The organism is Alicyclobacillus sp. CIJ1, assembly GCF_057538885.1.
On sequence record NZ_BAAJPH010000063.1, the window covers coordinates 71,838 to 98,135 of the forward strand.

The following is a 26,298-nucleotide window of genomic DNA, read 5'->3' on the forward strand; positions in this document are numbered from 1 at the left end:
AATGTGAGAGCATCGTACAAGTGGCTGGCCGAATATCTCGATCTCGCGGGCTTATCGCCAGCTGACCTCGCGGATCGCCTGACGAGCGCGGGCCTGGCCGTGGACGCGGTCGATTCCTTGAATCGCGGCGTGGAGGGCGTCGTGATCGGCAAGATCCTCGATGTGCGGCCGCATCCCCAGGCGGATCGGCTCAAGGTCTGTCAGGTGGACGTGGGCGGTCCACAACTCGAAATTGTCTGCGGGGCGCCCAATGCCGCGCCGGGGCTCGTGGTGCCTGTGGCACTGCCAGGGGCGAAGCTGCCGGGCGGCGTGGAGATCCGGATTGCCGAGTTTCGCGGCGTGTCCTCGCACGGCATGCTGTGTTCGGCGGACGAGCTCGGCATCGAGACGCGGTACCTGCCCAAACGGGACGTGGAGGGGCTGTTCGTCCTTCCGGAGGACCTGCCGCTCGGCGAGGACGTGATCCCGCATCTTCACCTGGACGACGTGGTGCTGGATCTCGACCTCACGCCCAACCGGAGCGATTGCCTGTCCATCCGGGGCCTGGTGCACGAGCTTTCCGCCATCCTGCGGCGGCCGCATCGGTTCCCCGCATCGGTTGCGGCGCCGGAAGCTGACGGCGAATCTCCGCTCCAAGTGCGCCTCGAGACGCCCCGGTGCCCGCGATACGAGGCTCAACTTCTCGACGGCGCCGATATCCGGGAGACGCCGCTTTGGATGAAGATGCGGCTTTTGGCCATGGGCGTCCGCTCCATCGATCTCGTCGTCGATGTGACGAACTACGTGATGCTGGAATGGGGCCAGCCTCTGCACGCCTTTGACGCTGACGCCATTGCGCACGGGACCATCGTCGTTCGGCAAGCACGGGACGGCGAGCGCCTCGTGACGCTCGACGGCCAGGAGCGCGTGTTGACGTCGGATATGATCGTGATTGCCGATCCGGAGAAGGCCATTGGGCTCGCGGGCGTGATGGGCGGCGAAAATAGTGAAATCGGCCCCTCGACGCGGCGCATTGCGCTCGAATCCGCCCGTTTTGACGGCGCCTCCATCCGGAGAACGGGCCAGGCCCTCTCGCTTCGCTCGGAGGCGCAGCAGCGCTTTGAAAAGGGTGTCGATCCGGCCGCCGTCTCGAGCGCGTTGCACCGGGCGACCGAGCTTCTCGTTGAACTGGCGGGATCGCACCCCGTCGGCGCGCCGCGCCGCGTCAAGGCGCAAACCGACGTGCTGAAGCCGACCATCATCTCCTTCTCCCCGCATCTGTGCGCTCAGTTCCTCGGCGTGGATGTGCCCGAGCAAGAGATGCGCGCGTGCTTCGAGGCCCTCGGCTTTGGCGTTGCGGAAGGAGAAAACGAGTGGCGCGTGGAGGTGCCGTCGCGGCGCCCGGACGTGCAGATGCCGGCCGATTTGTACGAGGAAGTGGCTCGGCTCTACGGGTACGACCATATCCCCGCCACGTCCATGCGACTGCCGGTGGAAGCGCCGGAGTCGTCCGGCCACCTCATGCTCGTGCGCAAGGTGAGGCGTGCGCTCGTCGACTGGGGGCTTTGCGAGGTGCGGACGTACGCGCTCACATCGCCCGAGGCCGAAGCACCCGTCTCGCCGAGCGGCGCCCCGGTATCGCTCCTGCGGCCCATGTCCGACGATCGCCGCACCTTGCGCCGTCACCTGTTGCCAAGCCTCGCGGAGGTGGCGCGGCACAATCTGGCGCATCAAGTTCCGGGTGGCGCCATCTTTGAGGTCGGGAAGGTGTTCCTGGCGGCCTCCTGGCCCCAGGAGGTGTTGCCGGAAGAGCGCGCTGTCCTCGGCATGCTGTGGTTCGGCGAGACGGAAGGCGATCCCTTCGAGCGCCCGCGCCGCTACGACTTCTACGACGCCAAGGGCGTCTGCGACGCACTTCTGGCGCGCCTTGGGATTCAGGCCGCGTATCGGGTCAGTCAGCATGGGTATCTCCATCCAGGCCGTCAGGCGTCCATCGAAGTGAACGGCGAGCCCGTCGGGCTCGTCGGGGAACTGCATCCCGACGTCGGCGAAGCCTACGAAGTCGAGCGCGCTGTGTACGCGGAGTTTGATCTTGGCCGCCTGTTCTCGCTCGCCTCTTCGGACGTGCGTGTGCTGCCCATCCCGCGCCATCCTGCAAGCCGCCGAGACCTCGCCGTCGTGGTGCCGCGGGAACTCGAGTCGCAGGCACTGATCGATGCGGCGTGGCGGACGCTTCGCGAGCGCGGTGATCTGCGGCTGGTCCGCGTGTTCGACGTGTACACGGGTGCGGGCGTGCCGGAAGGGTACAAAAGCCTGGCCATCGCGCTCTGGTTCCAGCGCGATGAGCGCACATTGACGGACGCCGAGATCGACGAAGCGGTGGAGGCGGTGCTCCGAGCTTGGGAGGACGCTTTCGGCGCGAAGCTTCGCGCCTAACCGTGCCGGTCAAAAGCAGGAGATTGGGATCTCGGCGAGAAATGTTGTACGAAAGGATTCCGGCGGCCGTTCTTGCGCTGCCATGACGGAAAGGCGGGACATGGATGGACAACAACCAAGAAGGCGCAAAGGTCAATCGCGTGAAGGTGGTCATCCATGGCGTCGAATACACGGTGCGCGGGACGAGTCCGGAGGAGAGAATCCAGGAAGTGGCTAAAATGGTGGATCGGACGATGAATGAGATTGCCGCGACGGCCTCCTACATGGATGAGCGGCGAATCGCGGTGCTGGCCGCCCTCAATTTGGCTGACGAGCTTTACCAGTTGCGGAAGGATTACAAGGAGCTGTTGGCGCTGCTCGAAGAGCAGACGGGAGGCCGTTCGTCATCGTGACGTGGGACGCGCTCGATGTCGCCCTGGCGGCGGTTCTCTTGCTTGGCGCGGTGAATGGGTATCGCCTCGGCTTCGTTCGACAGGTGATGCGGCTTTTCGGCGGCGTCATCGCGTACCTGGTGTCGTATTGGGCGCGGCCGTACGTCGCCCCCGCCATCGCCCACCTGGGCCTTCCTTCTGGCGCGGCGCCGTCTCCGCTCGCTTCATTCGTATTAGGCAACCTGTCGGGCGCTATTTCGTTTGCCGTCGTGTTTCTGGTCGTGTTCCTCATGTTGCGGTATGCGGCGGGGCTTGTCGATGCGCTGTTCAGCTTGCCGGTGCTTTCGGCGTTGAATCGGATGGCGGGTCTCCTCGCGGGTTTGCTCCTGTCGGCCGTGTTTGTCTATGTGATCGCGCTGGTGTTGCCGTACGTGAGAACCCCCGCGATGGAACGACAAGTGGCGAGATCCGCCATTTGCCGCGCGTTCGACAACCGCGCTTTGGATCGATCGGTGGCGGCGTGGCTCGCGCGTGTCTTGCCTGGAAAAGAGAAGACGAACGCATGATGCGGGCGCAGGCAACAGGACCTGCGCCCGACGCCGTCGATCCGACCTTTACTCCTCGTGGCGACTGCCGCGCAGGCTCGTCGGCACGAACAAATCGATGATGCCGATGACGAGCGATGCCAGCAGGGCGCCGAGGATGCTCGCGTGCATGCCGGGGACGATGAGCTGCGCGACATAAATGACGACCGCGCCGCAGATGAACCCGATGATGCCGCGGCCGTAGGGCGAGATGCGGCGGCCGAAGATGGCCTCCATCGCCATGCCGAGCAACGTGATGACGATGGCGGCGAGAATCGCGTGCCAAAATCCCATCACTCGGAATCCAGGCACGATGTGGCCGACGAACAGGAGCACGAGAGCGGACACAATGAAACGGACGACGTGGCCAAGCACGTTCATGGATATCCCCCCTTCTGAGCTATAGCATCGTTCGGGAGACGCCACCCTATGTGGTAAGATCAATGGGAATTTTGGATTCGAGTGTATAGGAGTGCGGGACATGGACGAACGCGCGCTGGACGCGTTGGAGTACGAAGCTGTGCGCGACGAGATCGCCAAGTGTGCGCAGACCTCGCTTGGGCAGGCGCGGGCGCGCGCCATGGAGCCCTTTGCCGTGCGCGCCGACGCGGAAGCGGAGCTCGCCCGTCTGGACGAGGCGGTGCGCATGCTGTATCGCGTCGGGGCGCCCCCGTTTGCGGGAATTGAATCGCTGGCCGAAGTGGTCAAGCGTGCTCAACGCGGAGGGACCCTGTCGGCTGACGAAGCGAATCGACTCGCCCGATGCATTGCTGGAATGCGGGCGATGCGGCAGTTCGTGGAGCGAGCGGCCGAAGGTGGCGAGTTTCCCCTTTTGGCGAGCACCGTCGCGCCGATGGCGGATCTGCGCAGAACCGAGCAGGAAATCCGGCAAGTGGTGGACGAGGATGGTCAGGTGGTGGATCACGCGAGCCCGACGCTTCTCCGCTTGCGCGACGAGAAGCGGCGCCGCGAGGCGGAGATCCGCGCCGCGCTCGATCGGTTGCTCCGCACACAGGCCAAATATCTGCAGGAGCCGGTCATTGCGATGCGAGGTGAACATTATTGTCTGCCGGTGCGCGTCGAGCACAAGAGCCAGATACCCGGGATCGTGCGCGACGTGTCCTCGTCGGGATCGACCGTGTTCATCGAGCCGCGCGCCATTGTGGAATTGAGTGAGCGGGTGCGCGAGCTCGAGGTGCTCGAGGAGCGCGAGGTCGAGCGGCTCCTGTACCAGTTGGCGGCGGCTGTGGCGCAGGTGGCGGACGACTTCTTGCGCACGCTCGACGTAGCCGCTGAAGTGGACTTTGTCTTCGCGAAGGCGGCCTATGCGCGGCGTGTCGACGGAAAGCGGCCGCGGCTGACGGAAGGCGTATGGCGGCTTGACGGCGCTCGGCATCCCAAGCTTCATCGAGACGCTGTGCCCATCGACGTCGAGCTCGGGGATCGGTTCCGACTGCTCATCATCACGGGGCCGAACACGGGCGGGAAGACGGTCACGTTGAAGACCATCGGTCTTCTCACGCTGATGGGCATGTCGGGGCTGTTTTTGCCGACCAAGCGGGAGAGCGACATTGGCTTCTGCCGGCACGTGTTCGTCGACATCGGGGACGAGCAGAGCATTGAGCAGAATCTGTCCACGTTTTCGTCCCACATGCGGCGGATTATCGACATGCTCGAGCGCGTGACGCCAGACAGCCTCGTGCTGTTGGACGAGCTCGGGGCGGGAACCGATCCGGCCGAAGGTTCTGCACTCGCCATCGCCATCTTGGATCACCTCACGTCGGTCGGCGCCCGCGTCGTGGCCACGACGCACTACGCGGAACTCAAGGGCTACGCCTTCCGCAATCCGGCGGCCGAAAACGCGAGCATGGAATTTGACGTGGAGACGCTTCGGCCGACGTACCGACTGCTGATGGGCGTGCCGGGCCGTTCGAACGCGCTTGCCATTGCGGAACGGCTGGGGATGCCGAAGGAGATCCTCGAGCGGGCGAGATCGCACGTGGCGGAATCCGACATCCACGTGGAAGACCTCATCGGCAAGCTCGAGGCCGCTAGCCGGGAAGCGGAGCGGATGAAGGACGAAGCCGAGCGGGCGCTCCGGGAGGCTCGCGACCAAGCGGCCGATCTCGCGCGTCAGAAGGCGGCGTGGGAGGCTTCGAAAGACTCGATGCGGGAACAGGCCGCGCGCGAAGCGCGCGAGGTCATCGAGCGGGCCCGGCGGGAGGCGGATGCCGTCATCCGGGAGATTCGGAGCTTGCGCGATAGAGCCGCCGTCAAGGACCACGAGCTGGTCGAGTTGAGGAAGCGATTGGAGGCCGCGGAGCCGGGGGAGAAGCGCACTCCAGCGCGGCGGCGAATGCGGGCCGAGGTGCGCCCTGGTCAGCGGGTGCGCGTGTTGTCGTTGGGGCAAAAGGGCGACGTGGTCGAGGTGGCGCAGGATGGCCGAGCGGCGGTGGTGCAATTGGGCGCCATGCGGATGAAAGTCGATGCCAGCGACCTGGAAGTGGTGGGCGATGCGCAGCAAGCGGCCACCCCTTCGGTGACGCGGCTTGGTGGCGCCAAAGACGTGCGGATGGAACTCGACGTGCGCGGCGAGACCGTGGACGACGCCATCAGCCGGATCGACAAGTATCTGGACGACGCCGTGGTCGCCGGCATCTCGCGCGTCGTCATCATCCACGGCAAGGGCACGGGTGCGCTACGCACCGCCATCCGCCGGTACCTGCGCAATCATCCTCACGTGAAATCGAGCGAGCCCGCCGGGCCAGGCGAGGGTGGCGATGGCGCGACCGTCGTCCACGTGCGAACGTGACGGGTGTACCGCATCACGGCAACTCGTTGGACCCTGTGTCGGGCGGGTTCGATCCACGGACTGTACCAGGGTCGTTGGCGCTCTGATTCCCGCCCATCTCGCCCGGCGGCAGGAGAAAAACTGCAATGGCCCGAGACGGAGGAGACAGGGACAGATTGGACTCGGCGATGACCTCGTAATACACCACCGACGCGCCTTGAGGCGGCGTCGAATCCTCGAAGCTCGTCGACGCGCTCGTGCCAATCTTCTGGTACGGCTTGTCCACGCCCGTCGAGCGGTAGATGGCATACTGGGTCGCGCCGGGAACGCTGTTCCAACCGAGCCATACCTCCGCGCCGTCGAAGTACCCGAATAGGCCCGTGGGAGGCTGGAGTTGGGAAGGGCTGAACATGTCCGGCGCCGTGCCGGCGTCGAGCGGCGTGCCGCCCCGCGGATCGAGCGCTGATGGGAGGAGATAGGGCGTATCCGCGGTCACGCCATTTGGGATTTTATGCGCCCAGTCCACGATTCGGGACGTGGGCAGCTTCATGAACGTACCCACCTCGATATCCGCGGCCGGCGTGCGCGTGGTCGCCAGCACCTTTTTTCCGCCCACCACGGTGTACTTGGCTTCCACCGCGACATCGTCGTATGACGTGGGCTCGGTCCCTTGCACGAAGGGATCCGTCTCTGTGCCGCCGAAGGCTCTCGACAGTGGGGTCGGCAGCAGGCCGCTGGTCGACGACACGGTGCGGAAGACGATGCCTGGCGGAACGGGCCACGGTTTTCTGGCTGGATGGGCCGCGAGGATGGGCGCCATGATGTCGCTCCAGAGCGTGAACTTCAGGTTGTAATTGGCCGGATCGATGGGCTCGTGGTTGTTGTATCCCATCCAGATGCCCGCTGTGTAATCCTGCGTGTAACCGATGAACCAGCCGTCTCCCAAGGAATCGGTGGTGCCCGTCTTGCCGGAGATGAACTGGCCCGGGAAGCGCGCGCCGACGGCCGTCGCGGTGCCTCCGGGATGGTACACGACGTCGTGCAGCATGTTCGTGAGGATGTACGCCGTCTGCGGCGTGAACACCTGATGCGTGGCCGGATCCACCTGGTACAGGACACGGCCCGATCCGTCCGTGATCTGCCGAATCAGATAACTCTGATGCCACACGCCTTGATTCGCGAACGTCGAGTACGCGCTCGTCATCTGCAGGACGGTCACGCCGTTGTCCAGTCCGCCGATGGCCGCGGCTAGGTGATGCTCGTCGTCGGCGACGACCGTGGGCTGGCCGAGCCAGGTGGTAGCTCCGGGGCCGAGGCCCATCTTGCTGAGATAGGAGAATCCTACCTGCGGTGTGAGCACAGAGAGCACGTCGATGGCCGGCACGTTCCTCGACTCGTACAGCGCCACGCGCGCCGTCATGAGCCCTGCGAAGCCGGGTTCGTCGTCGTGGGGCTCGTACGGCGGCTGGCCGGCTGCGCCGGGAAAGCGTGTGGGTGCGTCGTACATTTCGGACGCGGCTGTGATAAGCCCAGTATCGATGGCCGGGCCGTAGTCGAGAAGCGGCTTGATGGACGATCCCGGCTGCCGCGGAAGATCGGCGTGATCGATGGCGTCGCGGAGATAATCGCGTCCGCCGCCCACCGCGAGAATCGCGCCGGTGTGATTGTCCACGATGGCAAAGCCCGCCTCGTACAGATCCGTAGCGGTCTTGCCGTTTGGCAGCCGATAAGTCTTGTCCGTGCCCGCGAAGAGCTGGTTGTTGCTCAGAACGCGCTCGACGTCCTCCTGCATCGGCAAATCGATGGTGGTGTAGATCTTGAGCCCCGCCACTGGAAGCGCCGACTCCGCCTCCTGGGCGTTGTCGTAAATGCCTGCGCGCACGAGATCCTGGATCACGAGCGGCTTGATCTCGTCCAGGAGCAGGTACGGATGCGCCGGAAGGCCGCTCATCGGCGGAGGCTTGAGCGTTTTCAGCACGTTCTCTCGATACGCCGCGTCATACTCCGCTTTGGAGATCATGTGATTGGCCAACATTTGGTCCAGGATGTAGTGCTGCCGCATCAGCGCGTGCTGCGGGAACTGGTAGGGCGAGAAGTAGGACGGGTTGTTGGGCAAAGCCGCCAGCAGAGCGGCCTGTGCTAGGGTGAGCTGATCTGGCTCCTTGCCGAACAGGATCTCGGATGCGCGCTTGACCCCGTACACCGTATCGGTGCCCATGCGCCCCATGTAGACCCAATTCATGTAGTCTGTCAGGATCTCGTCTTTGCTGAGGACGTGGGAAACTTCAAGTGCCAGCGCGATTTCCTGAATTTTTCGCTTCAGGGTCCGCTCCTGTTCCGGGAAAACCGCGAGCTTGACGGTTTGTTGCGTGATGGTGCTCGCGCCCGACTCGATGCGGTGACCAAGCAGATCCTGAAAGAAGGCGCGTCCCATGGCCAGGGGATTGACGCCGATATTGGTGAAAAATGTCTTGTCCTCGGCAGCGACAAAGGCCTGCACGAGGTAGGGCGAAACTTGATGGAGGGACGCGATGGGCTGGCGGTCGCCGTCGCCGGCAAACTGGCCAATGACGCGCCCCTCGTCGTCGTACACCACCGAAGCTGCGCTGTTGTTGGTAAACGTCGCGGCGCTCACTTTCGGCAGTCCGCGAAGCATGGACGCCACGTACCCGACGCCGAAGGCCACACCGAAGCCGCACGCGCTGCCGACGGCGAGCATGACAGCCCTTACCGTGTGGCGCACAACCGGATGTCTGCGCTTGGAGCGCGCTTGCGCTGGTGGCTTTTCGGCGCGGTCCGTAGGACGGCGATTCTTGCCGTGCACACCCATCGCCCTCCTTTGTGGCACGATTATATCACACGACAAATTTAGACATGATGCTTGGTCGTTCGCGCCGGGAACGGCGCTCTGGCCGCGTCTGTGTATCGTTAGCATGTGCGCAGCGAAGCGGACCATACCAGGTCTCAGGGGCGCTCCGGCCGGTGAAAAACAGGCGGCGATATGCTATTGTGGGGACACCGAGTCTTGGCGCTTCAGACGCCGAGGATGGGACACTCTATCGAACGGACGCAGGAGGAGCGAATCAGGTGGCAGTGGAGACCGTGTTGACTCCGGACCAGGAGGCGGAAGTGGCGCGCCAACTGGCCATCATTCGGCGCGGGACGGCCGAGATCGTCCCGGAGGACGAATTGGTGCAGAAGCTGCGGGAATCCGTGCGGACCGGAAGACCGCTGCGCGTGAAGCTTGGCATCGATCCGACATCGTCCGACATTCATCTGGGGCACACCGTGGTGCTGCACAAGTTGCGCCAGTTTCAGGACCTTGGTCATCAGGTGTTCCTCGTGATTGGCAGCTTCACGGGCCAGATTGGGGATCCCACCGACAAGGCCGAGACACGCAAGCAACTTTCGGCGGAAGAAGTGGCCGAGAACGCGAAGACGTACGTGGAACAGTTGTACAAGGTCCTCGATCCGGCGAAGACGCAGGTCGTGTACAACGGAGATTGGCTCGCGCCGCTCGATTTCGCGCAGGTCATTCGCCTCGCGTCGACCATCACCGTGGCCCGCATGCTCGAGCGAGAGGACTTTCAAAAGCGGTTCCAGGACAATCGCCCCATTCACGTCCATGAATTTTTCTATCCCCTCATGCAGGCGTACGACTCGGTTCACCTGCGCGCGGACGTGGAACTGGGCGGAACGGATCAGAAGTTCAACCTGCTCATGGGTCGCCACCTTCAGCGCGAATTTGGCCAGCCCATGCAGGTGGCGGTGATGTTGCCCCTATTGGAGGGGTTAGACGGCGTCCACAAGATGTCGAAGAGCCTCGGCAACTACATTGGCTTGAATGAGGAGCCCAACAACATGTTCGGCAAGCTGATGTCCGTGCCGGACAGCTTGTTGTTTAAATACTATGAGCTGCTATCGCTTCGGCCGCAGGATGAGATTGAGGCGATACGCAGGGAGGTCGAGGCCGGGCGGATGAACCCGCGCGACGCCAAAATGCAGCTCGCCGAAGAGCTCGTCGAGCGCTTTCTTGGGCCAGAGGCGCGGCGGGAAGCCGTGGAACACTGGCGCACCGTCTTCCAAAAAGGTGGTCTGCCGGAGGACATGCCCGAGCGGCGGGTAACCGGCGAGGCGCAATGGATTGTCAAGTGGCTGGTGGACCTCGGCTTTGCCCAGTCGAACAGCGACGCTCGCCGCGCCATTCAGGAGGGCGCCGTTCGAATCAATGGGACGAAAGTGACTGACACGGACATGCAGTACTGCCCACAGGACGGTGACGTCCTTCAGCGAGGCAAGCGGCAGTTTGTTCGACTGCGTACGAAAGGATGAGATATCGGCATCGCGAGGCATTCGCCGCCTCACGCCCGCGTACGTATGGACGAGGGGGTGAGGGCGGTGCCGAGATGGTTTGTGCCGCGCCCTGGGCGAACCGGACGGACCCCAGCGGTGCGCGCCCTGGGACGGCGCCGGCCAGCGCGCAGATGGTTCGGCGTTGCTCTCGTGAGCTTTACGGCCTTCGGCCTTTTGGTGTTTTGGCTGGAGTGGAGGCTCGCGCCCATGGTGCGCACCGCATCGGCGTCGCTCGCCACGCGCGTCGCCACCGAAGCGCTGAACCAGGCCATGGGAGAGGTGCTCTCATCCTACCCAGATGGGAAAGATTTGGTCAGCATCCGCATGGAACGCGGCTTAAACGGCCAGGCGTTTTCCGTCGTCACGTTGAACATGGCGAAGCTCGCCAAGCTTCAGAGTGAAGCCATCCACGCAAGCGAAACCCGCCTCGAGACGCTTCGCAGACAGACCCTCACGCTCCCCGTTCTCCAGGCGCTTTCGGGGTCTATCCTTGCGGGCTACACCGCCACGGTTCCAGTGTCTTTTTCCCTCGTCGGAGCTGTTCATGCGCGCCTCGACGCGGACGTGGCCTCGAAAGGCGTGAATCAAGTGGTGCACATCGTCTACCTTGACCTCACGGCCGACGTCATGACGATCACCCCGCTCGTCCGATCCCCCGTGCATGTGACGGCGAGATCGCCCGTCGTGTACATCGTCATGAGCGGACCTGTGCCGAATGTCGTCTTTCCCGGCGGAACCGGTGCCACCTCGTAGGCTTGCGCATATACTGCTCTAGCTTCCGCGAAAGCCTAGGAGGTTGGAGCCAGGATGAAAAAGTATGTCGTCAAACCAGGGGAGTCGCTGTACCAAATCAGCCGCAAGACAGGCGTGCGCCTGCCGCTCATTCTCGCCGCGAATCCGCAGATCAAGAACGCCAACGACATTACGCCAGGCATGACCATCATCATTCCTGAACTCGGCAAAGGAACCTCGTCCAAGCCGAAGGCGAAGAAAGCGCAGCCGAAGTCGAGCAAGGTGGTCACAAAACCTTATTTCGGCTACGTGTGGCCGCATGCGGTGCAGCCTGGTGAGACCTGGGCCAGCATTGCGGATCGCTACCACGTCACCGTGGAGGACCTCGAGCACCTGAATCCTGCGCTCGCTTCCCGCGAGCTGACACCCGGGCTTGTCGTCTATGTGCCGCTCGGCAGCGAGCCGCAAATGCCCGCGGGGGCACCCGAACTGTCTCCAGGCGCCTGGATGCCCGCTCCTGGCGTTGGGGCTGCGCCATCTCAAGGGGTGCTCACGGAAGGTTCGCCCGACGTGTTCCTCGGCGGTCAGGGCCATCAGGGGCACTTGCAGCAGCCGCCCGAAGTGATGCCCGATGAGGGGGTTGAGCCGTGGAACGCGCCTGACGCGGAAGCGTCGGCGTACGAGAATGGTGGGCCTGCGGGCGAGATAGCGGAACAAACGCTGCCTGGTCCCGAAGGCGACGGAGGCCCGCATATGCATCAGCCGTACCGGTGGGCGGAGTCGATGCTGCCGGAGACCGACGAAGAGGGTTGGTCCAAGCCGTTTGTCGTGCGCGTAGGGAACGATGCGTGATGGATGCCGGCGAAATGGCCGATCTCGTCCGCCGCGCGTACGGCATCGAAGCGGAGGCCATCGTGCACAAGCGCACGGTCTGGGGGATTGTCGCGGGGACGTCGCGGTATATCTTCAAGCGCGCACGTCCCCAGGACAGCGAGGAGCGCCTTCGGGCGCTCGCCGACGTCCTCCGTCACTATCCGCGCTTGGGCGTTGCCGCCGCCAGTCCGCTCGAGACGGCGCGCGGGACGATGCGCGTCTCCGACGGGCGCGGCGCGTGGTATTATCTCCAGCCTTGGCTCGAAGGCCGGCATGTCGACGCGAGCGACGAATCGGAGCGCCTTGCGGTCACGCGTGCGCTGGCGCGGGCCCAGCGCGCTGCGCCGACCCAAGGGGTCCTTCGCGCTTTGCAAACCGCCACGTTGCGAGACAAATGGCGGGCGAAACTCCAGCTCCTCGAACGGCTCAAGGCCGTGACGGCCGATGCCGAGATGGCCGAGTTGCTCCGCCGCATCGCCGCTCGCGCTCGCGCGGTGTACGCGTCTTACGTGGAGGGAGCGCGTCCGCTCGCCTTCTGTCACCGCGATCTCGCGCCCCACAACGTGCTCGTCGGTCCAGGCGGGACCGTGATGTTCATCGACTTCGATCACGCCGGCTACGATGATCCGTTTGCCGATCCCATTCAGTGGGTGAGCCACGTCGCATACCTGGTTCCTCTGTGTTCCCGCTCGTATCAACGGCTCTGGCTCGCCTACGCGCAGGCGGCGGAACTGCATGAGGAGCACCTGGTGTCGCTCGTGAGGCTCGGCGCGTGGCCGGACATGGCGCTGCGCGCGCTCGCGGAAGCGTTTCGCGGAGGTCAATCCGCGAGCCGGATGTGGCGGCTTCGCTATGCGCTCAGGCGCGAGGAGGAGCGCGCTCGCCTGCACGAAGCCTGGCTGCGCGAGCTCGAAGCCTGATACGCGTCCGGACCGCCGCCAGGCGCTTTCTTCCGTTTGCTCGGCGCACCATGTATACTGTTTGGGTACGAAGTCGACGGGTGGGGGAATGGACGTGGCTTGGTCGGCGTTCCGCGTCGCCATTGCGCAGTTTGCGCCCAAACTGGGCGACGTGTCCGCGAATTTGAGCCGGCATCTCGAATATGTGAACGAGGCCAAACAAGTCAACGCGCAGGTGCTCGTGTTTCCCGAGCTCGGGCTCACCGGGTATCAGACGCAGGATCTCACGCTCGAGGTGGCGCGCCATGTGAGTCACCCCGACATTCAACGCCTCATTCAGGCGAGCCAGGAACTGGATGTGATCTTCTCTTTCGTCGAGGAGGCGGACGACTGCCGCTTTTTTGTGACGGCGGCCTACGCATCCGGTGGCCGCCTCGTGCACCGGCACCGGAAGCTGTACCTTCCGACCTACGGGATGTTCGACGAACGCCGCTACTTTGCGCCGGGCGACAGAATCCGCACCTTTTCTGCGCAGGGAGGACAAGCTGGCGTCTTGATCTGCGAGGATGCCTGGCACCTTTCAAGTCCTTATCTGCTCGCGGTGCAGGGCGCATCCATCATCTATGTTCCGGCCTCTAGCCCATGGCGCAACACCATGGCCGCTTCCGATTTCGGTTCGCACGCTTTCTGGCGGCAGTTGCTGCAGGTGTATGCGCAGCTGTGCGGCTGCTTTTTCGTCTTCGCCAACCGCGTCGGCTACGAGGACGGCGTCCATTTTTACGGAGGCAGTGGCGTGATGGGGCCGGATGGGGAATGGGTGGCCGAAGGGCCCGCATCCGAGAGCGCGTTGGTCGTGGCCGATCTCGACTTTCGGATGGTGCGGCGGGCGCGCTACACGACGCCCCTCTTGCGCGACGAGCGCGTTCGCCTCGTGCTCGCCGAGATGCAGGAGGCTGTGCGCAGGAGGTCGACCGATGAGGCCGGAGATTGAGGCAAAGCTTGCGTTGAATCCCTCGCTCGTCACCTCGGTGTTGACGGGGTTTCTCCGCGACGAGGTGACGAAAGTGGGCTTCCAAAAGGCCGTGTTTGGCCTGTCTGGCGGGATCGATTCGGCGCTTACGGCGTTTTTGGCGGCGGAGGCGCTGGGGCGGGATCGGGTGCACGCGGTGCTGATGCCGTACCGGACGAGCCAACCGAAGAGCCTCGAGGATGCGCTCAAGGTCGTCGAGGCGCTCGGCATTCCGCACACGATCATCGACATCACCGCCCCCGTGGATGCGTATTTCGAGCAGGTGGATCGGGTCCTCGGATACGAGGCGAACGCGCTCCGGCGCGGTAACCGAATGGCGCGGGAGCGGATGGTCACGCTCTATGATCTGTCGGCCGCCATGAACGCACTTGTGCTTGGCACGAGTAACAAGACGGAGCTCTTGCTCGGCTACGGCACGCAGTTCGGAGACATGGCGAGCGCGCTCAATCCCATTGGGGATTTGTACAAATGCCAGGTGCGGCAGTTGGCTGCGCATCTGGGCGTGCCGAGGAGCATCCTGGAGAAAGCGCCCAGCGCGGATTTGTGGGCGGATCAGACGGATGAAAAGGAACTCGGCTTCTCGTACGACGAGGCAGACGAGATCTTGTACCAGTGGGTGGATCTCCGGATGTCGCCGGACGAGATCGTGAGCCGCGGCTATCCGGAGCGCCTGGTGCGGGCCATCGTCGAGCGCGTTCGACGCAATCAGTACAAGCGGCGCATGCCGATTATCGCCAAGCTGTCGGGGCGAACCATTGGCCTCGATTTTCGGTATCTGCGCGACTGGGGAACTTGATGCTTGGAGTGAATGGACATGGCGGGACATTCGAAGTGGCACAATATTCAGCGGCGAAAGGGCAAGCAGGACGCCATCCGCGGGCAGTTGTTCACCAAGCTGTCCAAGGATATCTACCAGGCGGCGCGCGAGGGCGGCGGCAATCCCGAGACGAATTTCCGGCTGCGCGTCGCCATCGAACGGGCGAGGGCGAACAACCTGCCCATGGAGAACATCCAGCGCACCATCGCGAAGGCCACGGGGCAGATCGAAGGCGCCACCTACGAAGAGTTGCTCTATGAAGGGTACGGCCCGCATGGGGTGGCCCTTCTGCTCGAAATCCTCACCGACAACCGCAACCGCACCGCCGCGGAGGTTCGGCACCTGTTTCGCAAGCACGGCGGGAATCTTGCCGAATCCGGCGCCGTGGCGTGGATGTTCCAGCGGTTCGGCGAGATCGTCGTCCCCAAGGACAAGGTGGACGGAGATGATCTGATGATGGTGGCGCTCGAGGCGGGGGCTGAGGACGTGATCGAGCGATCCCGCACGTACGTCGTGAAGACGACCCCGGACAACTTCCGCGCCGTGCGAATGAGCCTCGAGGAGAAAGGGATTCCCTACGAGGAAGCGTCCCTCACGTACGAGGCGTCGACGAAGATGGATCTGCCCGAGGAGGCGTTGGAGCAGGTGTACGATCTCGTCGAGGCCCTCGAGTCGCTGGATGATGTGCAGACCGTGTACACGAATCTCGACACGGGCGACGAGGAGGAAGAAGACGAGTAGGCGCATAATGGTCTCGCATGTGCGCACGCTAACTTCTGAACCTTCTCGATGAGGCGGGAGGCAGGTTCAGATGGCCATGCGAAAGGGTGGCATGCGCGCAGTGCTTGCGGCCTTGTCCGCCTGCGCCGCGATGGCGTGGGGGGCCTCGGTGGAGGCCCGCGAGGCAGCGTCGGCGAGCACGGACTTCGGATCGCATCATCGCGTCCATCATCCTGCGCGCCGCGTGATTCTCGTCAACGAGACGAACACAGGTGCGATGATGATCGAGCGTCGGCGGGTCGAGGACGATGCGGTGGTGGCGTTTGCCGGATCGAGGCCCGCGTGGCGACTTGACATTCCCCTCAGCTGTTACTTCCTCACGCCCGTGTATATGCGCGATCCCGGCGGGCGGATTCCGGGCGATCGCTCGGTGTGACGCAGCGATCGCCCTGTTGTCATCCCGTCCTTCTATTTTCCATATCTGTATGGGTAGGAGTTTCGAGGGTTCGTGGCGAATGACAAATAGAGAACACGAGGAGGAGCGATTGTGGAGTCCTTGCGCATCCTTGGCGTGGACCCCGGCTTGGCCCGGCTGGGATTCGGCATCATTGAGCGAGGGCCGGGTGATTCGCTCCGCCATGTGTCGCACGGCTGTATCGAGACGGGTGCAGACACGCCTTTGCCCGAGAGGCTTCAGCATATTTTTCAACAGCTGACGGAGCTCTGCCGAACGTATCGTCCTGAGGTCATGGTGGTAGAAGAGCTGTTCTTCAGCCGCAACGCGACGACCGCCTTCACGGTCGGCCAGGCGCGCGGCGTTGCCCTCTTGGCGGGCGCGGAAGCGGGGCTTGCGGTGACGGAGTATACGCCCATGCAGGTCAAGCAGGCGGTGACAGGGTACGGACGAGCGGACAAACGGCAGGTTCAGGAGATGGTGAGACTCGTTTTGCGGCTGACGAGCGTCCCGAAGCCCGATGACGCGGCCGACGCGCTGGCAGTCGCCATCGCGCATGCGCATGCCGGACGGATCGGCGAGCTGGAGGCGAGACTGGCCGCGGGCAAGCAGACGGGATGGATGTGGGAACGGGGGCGTTTTCGGTGATCGCTTTCTTGCGGGGGCGCGTGACGTTCCTCGGGCCAGGGTATGTCGATCTCGACGTGCGAGACGTGGGCTATCGCGTGCATGTGAGCGATCGCACGCACGCGGCGCTGAACCTCGGCGACACCGCATTCTTGTATACACACCATCATGTGCGCGAGGACGGCTGGGCGCTCTACGGCTTCGAGACCGTCGAGGAACGGGCTCTGTTTGAACGCATGGTCGCGGTGTCGGGGATTGGGCCCAAGCTGGCGCTTCAGGTCATTGGGGCTGCAGGAGTCGGCGAAATTGTCGCAGCCATCCTGGCGGAGGACGCCGACAGCCTGAGTCGCCTGCCCGGCATTGGCCGCAAACTCGCCAGTCGGCTGGTCGTGGAACTGCGCGAGAAGCTCGACGACTTGGCGCCCGTTGCCTTGCGCGCTCCCGCTCCTGTTTCTGGCCCGCAGGCTTCAGCGGCACAGGACGCGGTGTCAGCACTTGTCGCGCTCGGGTACCGCCCTCGGGAGGCCGAAGAGGCGGTGTCCGCGGTCGGCGGAGGTGGCCAGTCCGTCGAAGACACCATCAAGGCGGCACTGACGTATCTGTATGCGCGAGGCGCGCGGAACGAGCCGCTGTCGCAGCCGTAGCCGAGGGATGAGGAGGTGGCCGGATGGACGAGCGACTGATTTCTGCCGAATGGATGCGCGAGGACGCGCAGCTTGACACCATTCGCCCCCGTTTTCTCGACGATTACATCGGCCAGCGCGCTGTCGTGGAGAACCTGAGGATCTTCATTCAGGCCGCCAAAGAGCGCGGAGAGCCGCTCGATCACGTCCTGCTGTACGGTCCGCCCGGCCTCGGCAAGACGTCTCTTGCGATGATCATCGCCAACGAGCTCGGCGTCCAAATCCGGGTGACCTCCGGTCCGGCCATTGAGCGCGCCGGCGATCTCGCGGCCATCCTGACGAATCTGCAGCCGGGCGACGTGCTGTTCATCGACGAGATCCATCGCCTGTCGCCGAGCGTCGAAGAGGTCCTCTATCCGGCCATGGAGGACTTTGCGATTGACATCGTCATTGGCAAAGGTCCGAGTGCCCGCTCCGTGAGGCTGGACCTTCCGCCGTTCACGCTGATTGGCGCCACGACCCGCGCGGGGCTCCTGTCGCACCCCCTGCGCGATCGCTTCGGCGTGATGCTGCATCTGGACTACTACCCGGTGCGCGATCTCGCCGAGATCGTCAAGCGCAATGCGCGGATTCTGCAACTGGCCATCACGGAGGACGGATGCGCCGAGATTGCCCGCCGAGCGCGAGGAACGCCGCGCATCGCGAACCGGCTGTTGAAGCGGGTGCGCGATATCGCGCAGGTCGCAGGCTGGCCGGAAATTGACGCGGCGCGGGCCGCCGAGGCGCTCGCGCAACTGCACGTGGATCCCCTGGGGCTCGACGCCACCGACAAGCGGATTCTAGAGGCGGCGATGGACAAATTCGGCGGGGGCCCTGTCGGGCTCGACACGCTCGCGGCCGCAGTCGGCGAGGAGCCGTCGACGCTGGAGGACGTGTACGAACCGTACTTGCTTCAAATCGGCTTCTTGAAGCGGACGCCGCGCGGGCGCGTCGTCATGCCGTCCGCCTATCGCCACCTGGGACGCGCCGTGCCTTCAGGCTGAAGCAGAACGCCGGCTTATCCATCCGCACCCCCGTAAACGTGGGGCCGGGAACGAATTCATGAGGTGAGGTGGGAGCGTGGGCGTTCTCCCGTTTCGCGGAAGGTCATTAGACGAACGAAACGAGTTGGCCCGCCTGCTCCAAAGTGCGAAAGCCGGAAATGCGCACGCGCGCAATGAGCTCATTGCCCTGTACATACCCTTTATCCTGCGAATCGCGTCGCAAACGGCCAAGCGATATATCGATCCACACGCGGACGACGAATACAGCGTGTCGCTGGCGGCGTTCAACGAGGCCATCGATCGGTATCAAGATGAGCGCGCGGCGTCGTTTCTGACGTTTGCGGAAACCGTGATCCGGCGGCGCCTCGTCGATTTCTTTCGAGCGCAGCGTCAGCATCGCGCGCGGCTGCGCCCGTGGAGCGAATTCGATCAAGCCGACGAGGACGATCACGTCTCGAACTGGGTCGAGGTGGCGTCTTCCATCGCGGAGCATCAGCGCCGGGAAGAGGCCGCGATGCGGGCGTACGAGATCGAAGAGTATGCACGTCGGCTCGAGGAGTTTGGGTTGTCCTTTCGGGAGTTGGTGGAGCTTTCGCCCAAGCACGAGGACGCGCGCCGAAACGCGCTCCTGTGCGCCCATGCGATTGCGTCCGATCCCGAACTTGTGGCGTACGTCTATCGGCGCAAGGCGCTGCCGCTTCGTCAAGTGGAGGAACGGGTCCGCGTGTCGCGCAAGACGCTCGAACGCCAGCGCAAGTACATCCTTGCGATGGTTCTCTTGCTGTCCGGTGACTTTCCGATGTTGAAGTCGTTTCTTCTCAGGGCGGAAGGGGATTGACGTCATGAGTGTGCGAGTCCGGGGTCGCGCCGTCGTGGTGGAGCTCCAGGGCAATCGCGCCATTTTGCTCACGGACGACGGAGCCTTTGTGAACGTGACCGCGAGGCCCGGCATGTCGGTCGGAGACGTGATCGACATGGGCGTCGGAAGACGGGCGGGCGGAGGGTGGCTGCGCGCTTGGGCCCGACGCCGTGTGGCGGTTGGGGCCGTTGCGGCTTGCGCCCTCTGCGCCGCGATGGGAGGGGGCGCACTGTCTGTGGCCGGGTGGGGCGCGCGGCCCCAGGCGCTCGTGTCGGTCGATGCCAATGCTGAGTGGAGCCTTGCCGTCGACCAGCACATGCGCGTGGTGTCGGCGAGCGCGTATAACGCAGTCGGCCAGTCCATCCTCGCGCACGTGCGCGTGAAGGGCAAACCGCTCGCGGACGCGGTCCGATCGCTCGTTGGTGAGCTCGCGGCCGAGGGGAAGATGCCGCGAAACGACAGTGTCGTGGTGGCCACCACCTCGCTCGACGGCGACGACGCCGGCTCCGACATCAATCGCGCTGTGACGAGCGCCGTTCAGGGCGCGACGCAGGGCCAGGGCAATGTGTATAGCATGGCCCTGTCGCGGAGCGTGTGGGACCAGGCGCTGGCGAATCACGTGGCGCCTGCGCAGTACGCGAGCTATCTCCTGGCGCAAGAGGTAGGCGTGCACGTCCACCTGACCGATTTGAGCTCGGCCAACGTCCAGACCGTAGTCGCGCAGGCCCACGACCTTCACACGGCGCTCGAAGGGTTGAACACCGGCAACTACGAGGAAGTCGCCAGCATCGTGGAAGCGGCCTTGAGCCAGCCTTTGAATTCCCGCGGTGAGCCTCGGTATAATGGGTGATGCTCGTTCGTCCCACACGACATCGCCCGTGGGCCACGAAACCATGAGACGAAACGGGCTGTCCCAGTGATGGGGCAGCTTTTTTCGCTTTGACCCTGTGATACGCGTTGGGAGGAATGCTCGTGCGCGTCGAAGACTTTGATTTTGAACTTCCTGAGCATTTGATTGCGCAACAGCCGCTGCCGGAGCGAGACCAATCCCGGCTGCTTGTGGTCGATCCGGTGAATCGCGTCGTTCGGCACCGCATCTTTGCGGACATTGTCGAGGAGTTGAATCCAGGCGATGTCCTGGTGATGAACGACTCGCGCGTCCTGCCTGCGCGTTTACACGCTGTGAAGCCCGACACGGGCGGACACGTCGAGCTTTTGCTGGTTCGTCCGATGGACCATCAGCCGAATACATGGCAATGCCTGGCTCGCCCCGCGAAGCGGGTTCGCGTCGGTCACCGGCTGGTGCTCGGCGAAGGTGGAGATGTCGTCGAGATGGAAGTCGTGGGTGAGGAGGACGAAGGCATACGGCTCGTGCGATTCGACACAACGGAGTCCGTGATCGACATCGCGAATCGGCTGGGTGAGATGCCCCTTCCGCCTTACATTCATGAAAAACTGGAAGACCAGGAGCGGTACCAGACCGTGTACGCGAAACGCGTGGGATCGGTGGCCGCACCCACGGCGGGTCTCCATTTCACGGAGCGATTGCTGCAGAGACTTCGGGACAAGGGCGTTCAGCTATGCCACGTGACGCTGCACGTGGGAATCGGGACGTTTCGCCCCGTGCAGGTGGAAAACGTGGAAGAACACCGGATGCACAGCGAGTGGTACGAAGTCAGTCCGGAGACGGCCGAGATGGTGAACCGCGCCAAGGCCGACGGCAGGCCGGTCATCGCTGTCGGCACCACGGCGCTGCGGACGCTCGAGGCGGCGGGTCAGTCCGGTGTGCTGGAGGCGAAGCAGGGAGAGACCGACATTTTCATCTATCCGGGTTTCAAGTTCCACATCATGGACGGGCTTATTACGAATTTTCACCTGCCCAAGTCGACGCTGTTCATGTTGGTTTGCGCCATCATGGGCACGGACTATGCGAAGGCCGTGTACCGCGAGGCCGTGGAGCGTTCGTACCGGTTCTTTAGCTTCGGCGACGCCATGTTCATCAAGAGGAGGGCCGACATTGCAGGTACCCGTGAGGTATGAACTCCTCAAGCGATGCTCCCACACGGAGGCGCGGAGGGGGAGGCTGTACACGCCGCACGGCGTGATCGACACTCCGGTATTTATGCCGGTTGGCACACAGGCCACCGTGAAAACGATGGCGCCTTGGGAGCTTGAGGAGCTCGGCGCGGGCATCATCCTGGCGAACACGTACCACCTTCACTTGCGCCCCGGAGAGGACATTGTGCAGCGCGCCGGAGGGCTGCATGGGTTCATGCAGTGGAAGGGTGCCATCCTGACGGACAGCGGCGGATTTCAGGTGCTTAGCCTGGCGAGCCTCCGAAAGATTACGGATGAGGGCGTGCAATTTCGTTCCCACATCGACGGAAGTCCGCGGTTCTTTTCCCCCGAGACGGTGATGGCCATCGAAAATGCGTTGGGAGCGGACATCATCATGCAGCTCGACGAATGTCCGCCCTACGGTGCGACGAGATCGTATTTAGAGACCTCCCTTCGGCGGACTCTTGCGTGGGCGAAGCGATGCAAGGAGTCGCACGCGCGCCCGGAAGAGCAGGCGCTGTTTGGGATTGTGCAAGGCGGAGAGCATTTGGATCTCCGGCGGCAAGCTGTCGAGGCGCTGGTAGAGCTCGACCTGCCCGGCTACGCCATCGGCGGGCTCAGCGTCGGAGAGCCGAAGTCCCTCATGTACGAGATTCTGTCGCACGTGGCGCCGCTCCTTCCCGTAGAGAAGCCCAGGTATCTGATGGGCGTGGGCAGCCCGGACGATCTGTTCGAGGGTGTGGAACGGGGCGTCGACATGTTCGATTGCGTCCTTCCTACGCGCATTGCGCGCAACGGAACTGTGTTCACATCGACTGGCAAGATGGTCATGAAACATGCGCAGTACAGGGACGACTTTCTCCCGATCGACCCGTCGTGTTCGTGTCGCGTGTGCCGGACCTTTTCCCGCGCGTACATCAGGCACCTCCTGAAGGCGGAAGAGATCCTCGGCGTGCGGCTTACCACGTATCACAACGTGCACTTTTTGCTCAACCTGATGAGGGAAATTCGAAAGTCTATCGAGGAGGACAGGTTTTTGGCGTTCAAGCGCGAATTCTACAGTAGGTACGGTTATACATCCGAGCGAGAGGACGTGTGAGTTTGAAGGGTAGCAGCAGTATTCTGTTTTTGATTCTCCTGATTGTGGTGTTTTACGTGCTCATTCTGTTGCCGCAGCGGCGCCAGCAGAAGAGCCGCGCAGAGATGATGAAGAAACTGGGGCCGGGTGCGCGCGTGATGACGGCCGCGGGATTGTACGGCGAGATCGTCGCGATGCAGGGCGACATCGCGATTGTTCGCATCGCGGATGGCGTGGACGTGGAGATGGACCAGCGCGCCATTGTCCGCGTTGTGGAAGAAGGCCATGGCGCGGAACACGACGAAGCCGAGGACGAGGCGGATGAGGCGAACGAGGCCGAGGATCGCGGCGTGGATCACGATGTCGAGGCGACCGATGAGGGTCACGATGGTCCTTCGGAGGCGGAGCGGGAATTCGAAGAGCATCACAAAGAACACGGCGGGGCGTAAAAGCTGGATGGGGAGGTCGTTGCGCGTCTGCAGCCCGTCGGCCTCCCGCATCCCCCGCGGGGTGTGTTACGAGCGAACCCACGCGCTCCCCATGACGCCGCCAAACGCGCCGATGACCGACATGAGAAGAATGCGAAAGAGTCCTCCAGCGTCGAAGGTGAAGGTGTTGTCGACGAAGAGGCCAATGGCGACCATGATGACGGCGTAGAGGAGTCCGGTGGCGCCGCCGTGAAACCATCCGTGCCCCTGGCCTTGGCGCGCGGCCGCGATGGCGCCAAACAGGACGGCAAGGCAGTGGATGACGTACGCCGCTGTCGTGATCCGCTCGGGGCCCCATTCGCCATAGTGCGCCATCAAAAAGACGACGACCGTGCCGCAAAGGGCGACGCACAGGCTCCAGAGGGTGCCGTACACCACGGGGATGGCGCGCAGCACGTCGAATCGATGGCCTTCGTTCCATCTCGACAAGGCGCATCACTCCTGGTCCAAGTTTCTCTACACGATATTCGGCGAGATCTGCGATTATGATCTTGTCCGGTGAGATATGAACTGTTTATACTGGAAACTTGAAGAATTCGAACGGGCGCGGGTTGGGGTGGGGGTGTCGGTATGGCGGAAGGCATACCGCTCAAGCGACAAACCGTGTACAGTCTGATCGTCGGAATCTTCGGGTGTGGAACGGCGCTCGTGGAACTCCCGGAACTCCGACATGCGAATCTCTGGTTTTTCATCGCCATGCTGGTGCTCGCCTGCCTCGTTGAGGCGATGCCGGTGCCTCTCCGGCTCGGATCCGCCAGTCTGACCCCAGCGGTCCTGTTTTCTTATGTGACCCTGAATGGGCGAGAAGAGGCGATGTTGTGCGCCATTGCAGCCGCTTTCGTGCCTGCGATGAGGCGCCATTGGGACTTCGAGACGGTATTTTTCAACGCCGGGCAATATGCGCTCTCGACGCTCGCGATGTGGTGGGTACTACATCAGCTCATTTCCCTGCCATTGAGCCGCATCGACGCGCTCGCCGTGGGCGCGCTGGTTTTGTCCGCGGCGGTGTTTCTCGTGGTCAATCACGCGTTTGTGCAAATCATTCAGTGGCTCCGGGGAGCGCTGCTGTGGTCAGCTGTTTGGACCGCGCTCGTCACGGATCTCATCAACCTCGCGCTCTGCATCCCGTTTGCGTTGCTCGTCGTCATGCTCGATTCCACGAGCGCTTGGCTCGCGCCTATCATGGTGCTGCCACTGCTCATGTTGGCCTACATGCTCCGCTCCCATCGACAGGCCATGGACTTGCAGGAGATTCACGAGTGCCTCGCGAACCTCGCGACTGAATTTGACATGCGGCAAATTGCCCTCGAAGCCGCGCACCTCGCGAGGAGGATGACCTTGGCCGACTGCGTCGCGGTGTTCGTCATCGATGGCCGAGGGTGTCTCGTCCCTGCCGCCGTCTACCCGCGTTCGTACGAGGCCGAGTTCTCGATGGAAGGCTGGCCGGAGTCGGAGGGCGGCGTGATTTGGAAGACCATCCACCAGCGCGATCACGTCATTGTGCCTGACGTCCGCAAAGACGCCCGCGTGCGCTTTCTTGGTGAAACGCCCACCTTTTTGAGCATGGCCATCTTTCCGATGCACGCTCATCAGAAGGCGCACGGCGCCATCGTCTGCTACGCGAAGCGCCCCAAGGCATTCAATCACATGCACGAATACATGGACGCCTTGGCGAATCAGGTCTCCGTGCTGCTTGAGAACGCCAAACTGTACCAGGAACTTCAAGATCGCTCGTTCCGCGATGAAGCCACAGGGCTTTTGAACTACCGGTATTTCTACGAGGAACTCGCTCGGCGTGTCCAGGCGTCCCTGCGGGAAAACCGCCCGGTTTCCGTGCTGATTGTGGACGTGGACTTCTTCAAGCGATTCAACGACACCTACGGGCACCTCGCGGGAGACGTGGTGCTTCGCGAAGTCGGCCGTATCCTTGAGCGTCACGCTGCACCAGACGGCGTGGCGGCGCGGTACGGCGGAGAGGAGTTCGCCGTGCTCCTGTGGGCCAGCGCGCACGAGGCCTACGAAATTGCGGAAGCCATCCGACAGGATGTGTCGAAGCTCGCCGTGGACTTCGAAGGCTATCATCTCCAAGGCATCACGGTCAGCATCGGCATGGCGACGTGCCCGGATCACAGCGAGTCGGACCGCGATCTTCTCGTGAAGGCGGACAGCGCCATGTATTGGGGTGCTAAACAACGCGGACGCAATCGAACGGCGATGTACGCCCCTGAGTTTGATACGCAGCTGTTCGTGGATCCGCTGACAAGCCTGTACACCCATCACTTCGTGAACATTCGCGTGCGGGACGAGATGGCGCATGGCACGACGTGTTGGGGGGTGATTTGTCTCGATCTCGTCAGGTTTAGCGAGATTAACGCCGCGTACGGGTTTGAAGCTGGGGACGAGGTGCTCCGCCAGGCCGGGGTCGTGATTCGCCAGGTGCTGCGGCACTCCGAGCTGGCTTGTCGCTATGGCGGAGATGAGATGCTCATCATTATCCCGAATGTCTCGGAATTGGAGCTCGCGGGGATCTGCCGCCGAGTCACGCAGGCGATTGAGCAACACCCCTTCCACGTCGGCGAGAACACCCTTTCCGTTCGCGTGGCCTGTGGTATGGAGGTGTACGATGTCGTTCAGGACGGCGCAGATCTGTTCAACCGGATTGAGGAACTGTTTGCGCGTCTTCACGCCCCGCTGCATGTCAGCGAACCCGAATCTCCCTCGCATACCATCTAGGCGGCATGGAAAAGCCTTTTCTCCGGGCATACTGCCAAAGTGAGGAGGGGCTTTTCTCCATGCCGCACATTCCTTTGTGGCAGTTCCCGTTGCGCGCCCTGGTTCTTTATCTGATCGTGATGGTGGCCCTCCGCATCATGGGCAAGCGCGAGATCGGCCAGTTGTCCGTCTTCGATCTCGTCGTTTCCATCATGATCGCGGAGCTGTCCACCTTGCCTATGGAGGATCGGCGGGTTCCGATTTGGGAAGCCGCCATTTCCATCGGCTCGCTCGTGTGTTTTCAGCTTGCGGTCGCCCTTCTTCAAATGAAAAGTCACCGGTTTCGCCACTGGATTGAAGGAGAACCTTCCGTGCTCATTGCGCATGGCCGTATTTGCGATCGAGAAATGCGCCGCATCCGTTACACCGTACACGACCTTCTAACCCAATTGCGCGAACAAGGCTACGCGGATGTGGCGGACGTGGAGTTCGCCATCCTAGAGACGTCCGGCCAATTGAGCGTCGTGCCCAAGCCAGAAGCGCGTCCGCTGACGCCGCGCGATCTCGGCATACGAGCTGAAGACGCTGGGCCCTCGCTCACGGTGGTGGTAGACGGCAAACCGGTTCAGAGTGCGCTCGAACAATTGGGGCAAGACGAAGCGTGGCTGCGCGAACAGCTTCGGCTTCGCGGGCGTGAATTGGAGCGCGTGTTTTACGCGCGCGTCAACGGGCGCGGAGAGTGGTGGATCGATGACATGGACGCCTCCGCGC

24 protein-coding genes and 1 pseudogene are annotated in these 26,298 nt (G+C 63.2%); 22 read left to right on the forward strand and 3 right to left on the reverse strand.

Annotated elements, in window-relative coordinates; genetic code table 11:
• Positions 1-3 precede the first annotated feature (3 nt).
• The 3 genes from pheT (at position 4) to AC27E8_RS01805 (ending at position 3,352) form a co-directional block, all read left to right on the forward strand.
• The gene (gene pheT / locus AC27E8_RS01795) at positions 4-2,415 is read left to right on the forward strand and encodes a phenylalanine--tRNA ligase subunit beta (RefSeq protein WP_487099519.1); all 2,412 of its coding nucleotides are present in this window, start codon (positions 4-6) and stop codon (positions 2,413-2,415) included.
• A 104-nt stretch (positions 2,416-2,519) separates the two neighbouring features.
• Positions 2,520-2,807 (forward strand): cell division protein ZapA, encoded by a 288-nt coding sequence (locus AC27E8_RS01800; RefSeq protein ID WP_014464996.1) that lies wholly within the window; start codon positions 2,520-2,522, stop codon positions 2,805-2,807.
• Entirely contained in the window at positions 2,804-3,352 is a 549-nt protein-coding gene (locus AC27E8_RS01805) for a CvpA family protein (protein WP_487099518.1), read from the forward strand. The genes AC27E8_RS01800 and AC27E8_RS01805 overlap by 4 nt, the downstream gene beginning before the upstream one ends.
• Positions 3,353-3,400: 48 nt before the next feature.
• Here AC27E8_RS01805 and AC27E8_RS01810 read toward each other — a convergent pair whose 3' ends face one another.
• Positions 3,401-3,751 carry a phage holin family protein gene (locus tag AC27E8_RS01810; protein WP_014464994.1) on the reverse strand — a complete coding sequence of 117 codons (351 nt, stop codon included), beginning with the start codon at positions 3,749-3,751 and terminating at the stop codon, positions 3,401-3,403.
• Positions 3,752-3,851: 100 nt separating this feature from the next.
• Here AC27E8_RS01810 and AC27E8_RS01815 point away from each other — a divergent pair, with 100 nt between their 5' ends.
• Positions 3,852-6,182 (forward strand): endonuclease MutS2, encoded by a 2,331-nt coding sequence (locus AC27E8_RS01815; protein WP_487099517.1) that lies wholly within the window; start codon positions 3,852-3,854, stop codon positions 6,180-6,182.
• A gap of 13 nt (positions 6,183-6,195) precedes the next feature.
• Here the strand turns inward: AC27E8_RS01815 and AC27E8_RS01820 are convergent, their stop codons facing one another.
• Positions 6,196-8,985, reverse strand: coding sequence for a transglycosylase domain-containing protein (locus AC27E8_RS01820; protein WP_487111322.1), 2,790 nt, complete (start codon positions 8,983-8,985; stop codon positions 6,196-6,198).
• Positions 8,986-9,248: 263 nt separating this feature from the next.
• On the opposite strand from AC27E8_RS01820, the gene tyrS reads away from it, so the two are divergent.
• The 16 genes from tyrS to yajC all read left to right on the forward strand — a co-directional run bounded on the left by tyrS (position 9,249) and on the right by yajC (position 22,776).
• Positions 9,249-10,493 (forward strand): tyrosine--tRNA ligase, encoded by a 1,245-nt coding sequence (gene tyrS, locus AC27E8_RS01825; protein WP_487099515.1) that lies wholly within the window; start codon positions 9,249-9,251, stop codon positions 10,491-10,493.
• Positions 10,494-10,559: 66 nt separating this feature from the next.
• Positions 10,560-11,267 (forward strand): sporulation protein YunB, encoded by a 708-nt coding sequence (locus AC27E8_RS01830; RefSeq protein WP_487099514.1) that lies wholly within the window; start codon positions 10,560-10,562, stop codon positions 11,265-11,267.
• A 54-nt stretch (positions 11,268-11,321) separates the two neighbouring features.
• Positions 11,322-12,098: a LysM peptidoglycan-binding domain-containing protein gene (locus tag AC27E8_RS01835; RefSeq protein ID WP_487099513.1), complete on the forward strand. Its 777-nt coding sequence runs from the start codon at positions 11,322-11,324 to the stop codon at positions 12,096-12,098.
• 14 nt (positions 12,099-12,112) lie between these two features.
• A complete protein-coding gene (locus AC27E8_RS01840) occupies positions 12,113-13,039 on the forward strand; it encodes a phosphotransferase (protein ID WP_487099512.1) in 927 nt (308 codons plus the stop codon).
• 88 nt (positions 13,040-13,127) lie between these two features.
• Positions 13,128-14,009, forward strand: a complete 882-nt coding sequence (locus AC27E8_RS01845; protein ID WP_014464987.1) for a nitrilase-related carbon-nitrogen hydrolase — start codon at positions 13,128-13,130, stop codon at positions 14,007-14,009.
• The gene (locus tag AC27E8_RS01850; RefSeq protein WP_487099511.1) at positions 13,993-14,844 is read left to right on the forward strand and encodes an NAD+ synthase; all 852 of its coding nucleotides are present in this window, start codon (positions 13,993-13,995) and stop codon (positions 14,842-14,844) included. Before AC27E8_RS01845 ends, AC27E8_RS01850 begins: the two co-directional genes overlap by 17 nt.
• Positions 14,845-14,862: 18 nt before the next feature.
• Entirely contained in the window at positions 14,863-15,606 is a 744-nt protein-coding gene (locus tag AC27E8_RS01855; RefSeq protein ID WP_487099510.1) for a YebC/PmpR family DNA-binding transcriptional regulator, read from the forward strand.
• Positions 15,607-15,676: 70 nt separating this feature from the next.
• Positions 15,677-16,021, forward strand: coding sequence for a hypothetical protein (locus AC27E8_RS01860; protein ID WP_487099509.1), 345 nt, complete (start codon positions 15,677-15,679; stop codon positions 16,019-16,021).
• 111 nt (positions 16,022-16,132) lie between these two features.
• Positions 16,133-16,687, forward strand: a complete 555-nt coding sequence (gene ruvC, locus AC27E8_RS01865) for a crossover junction endodeoxyribonuclease RuvC (protein ID WP_487099507.1) — start codon at positions 16,133-16,135, stop codon at positions 16,685-16,687.
• A complete protein-coding gene (ruvA, locus tag AC27E8_RS01870) occupies positions 16,684-17,310 on the forward strand; it encodes a Holliday junction branch migration protein RuvA (protein ID WP_487099505.1) in 627 nt (208 codons plus the stop codon). Before ruvC ends, ruvA begins: the two co-directional genes overlap by 4 nt.
• 23 nt (positions 17,311-17,333) lie before the next feature.
• Positions 17,334-18,332: a Holliday junction branch migration DNA helicase RuvB gene (ruvB, locus tag AC27E8_RS01875; protein WP_487099503.1), complete on the forward strand. Its 999-nt coding sequence runs from the start codon at positions 17,334-17,336 to the stop codon at positions 18,330-18,332.
• 76 nt (positions 18,333-18,408) lie between these two features.
• Positions 18,409-19,170 carry an RNA polymerase sigma factor SigI gene (gene sigI, locus AC27E8_RS01880; protein WP_487099502.1) on the forward strand — a complete coding sequence of 254 codons (762 nt, stop codon included), beginning with the start codon at positions 18,409-18,411 and terminating at the stop codon, positions 19,168-19,170.
• A 4-nt stretch (positions 19,171-19,174) separates the two neighbouring features.
• Complete coding sequence (locus AC27E8_RS01885; protein WP_487099501.1) at positions 19,175-20,041, forward strand: anti-sigma factor domain-containing protein; 867 nt, start codon at positions 19,175-19,177, stop codon at positions 20,039-20,041.
• Between the two features lie 122 nt (positions 20,042-20,163).
• A complete protein-coding gene (queA, locus tag AC27E8_RS01890; protein WP_487099500.1) occupies positions 20,164-21,231 on the forward strand; it encodes a tRNA preQ1(34) S-adenosylmethionine ribosyltransferase-isomerase QueA in 1,068 nt (355 codons plus the stop codon).
• Positions 21,209-22,348 carry a tRNA guanosine(34) transglycosylase Tgt gene (tgt, locus tag AC27E8_RS01895; protein WP_487099499.1) on the forward strand — a complete coding sequence of 380 codons (1,140 nt, stop codon included), beginning with the start codon at positions 21,209-21,211 and terminating at the stop codon, positions 22,346-22,348. Before queA ends, tgt begins: the two co-directional genes overlap by 23 nt.
• Positions 22,345-22,776, forward strand: coding sequence for a preprotein translocase subunit YajC (yajC, locus tag AC27E8_RS01900; RefSeq protein ID WP_487111323.1), 432 nt, complete (start codon positions 22,345-22,347; stop codon positions 22,774-22,776). The genes tgt and yajC overlap by 4 nt, the downstream gene beginning before the upstream one ends.
• A gap of 66 nt (positions 22,777-22,842) precedes the next feature.
• Here the strand turns inward: yajC and AC27E8_RS01905 are convergent, their stop codons facing one another.
• Positions 22,843-23,244, reverse strand: coding sequence for a TIGR04086 family membrane protein (locus AC27E8_RS01905; protein ID WP_487099497.1), 402 nt, complete (start codon positions 23,242-23,244; stop codon positions 22,843-22,845).
• A gap of 141 nt (positions 23,245-23,385) precedes the next feature.
• Between AC27E8_RS01905 and AC27E8_RS01910 the strand changes: the two genes are divergently transcribed.
• Positions 23,386-25,548 (forward strand): diguanylate cyclase, encoded by a 2,163-nt coding sequence (locus tag AC27E8_RS01910; protein ID WP_487099496.1) that lies wholly within the window; start codon positions 23,386-23,388, stop codon positions 25,546-25,548.
• Between the two features lie 305 nt (positions 25,549-25,853).
• Positions 25,854-26,240, forward strand: a pseudogene (locus AC27E8_RS01915) (DUF421 domain-containing protein); the annotation flags it as partial.
• Positions 26,241-26,298 lie beyond the last annotated feature (58 nt).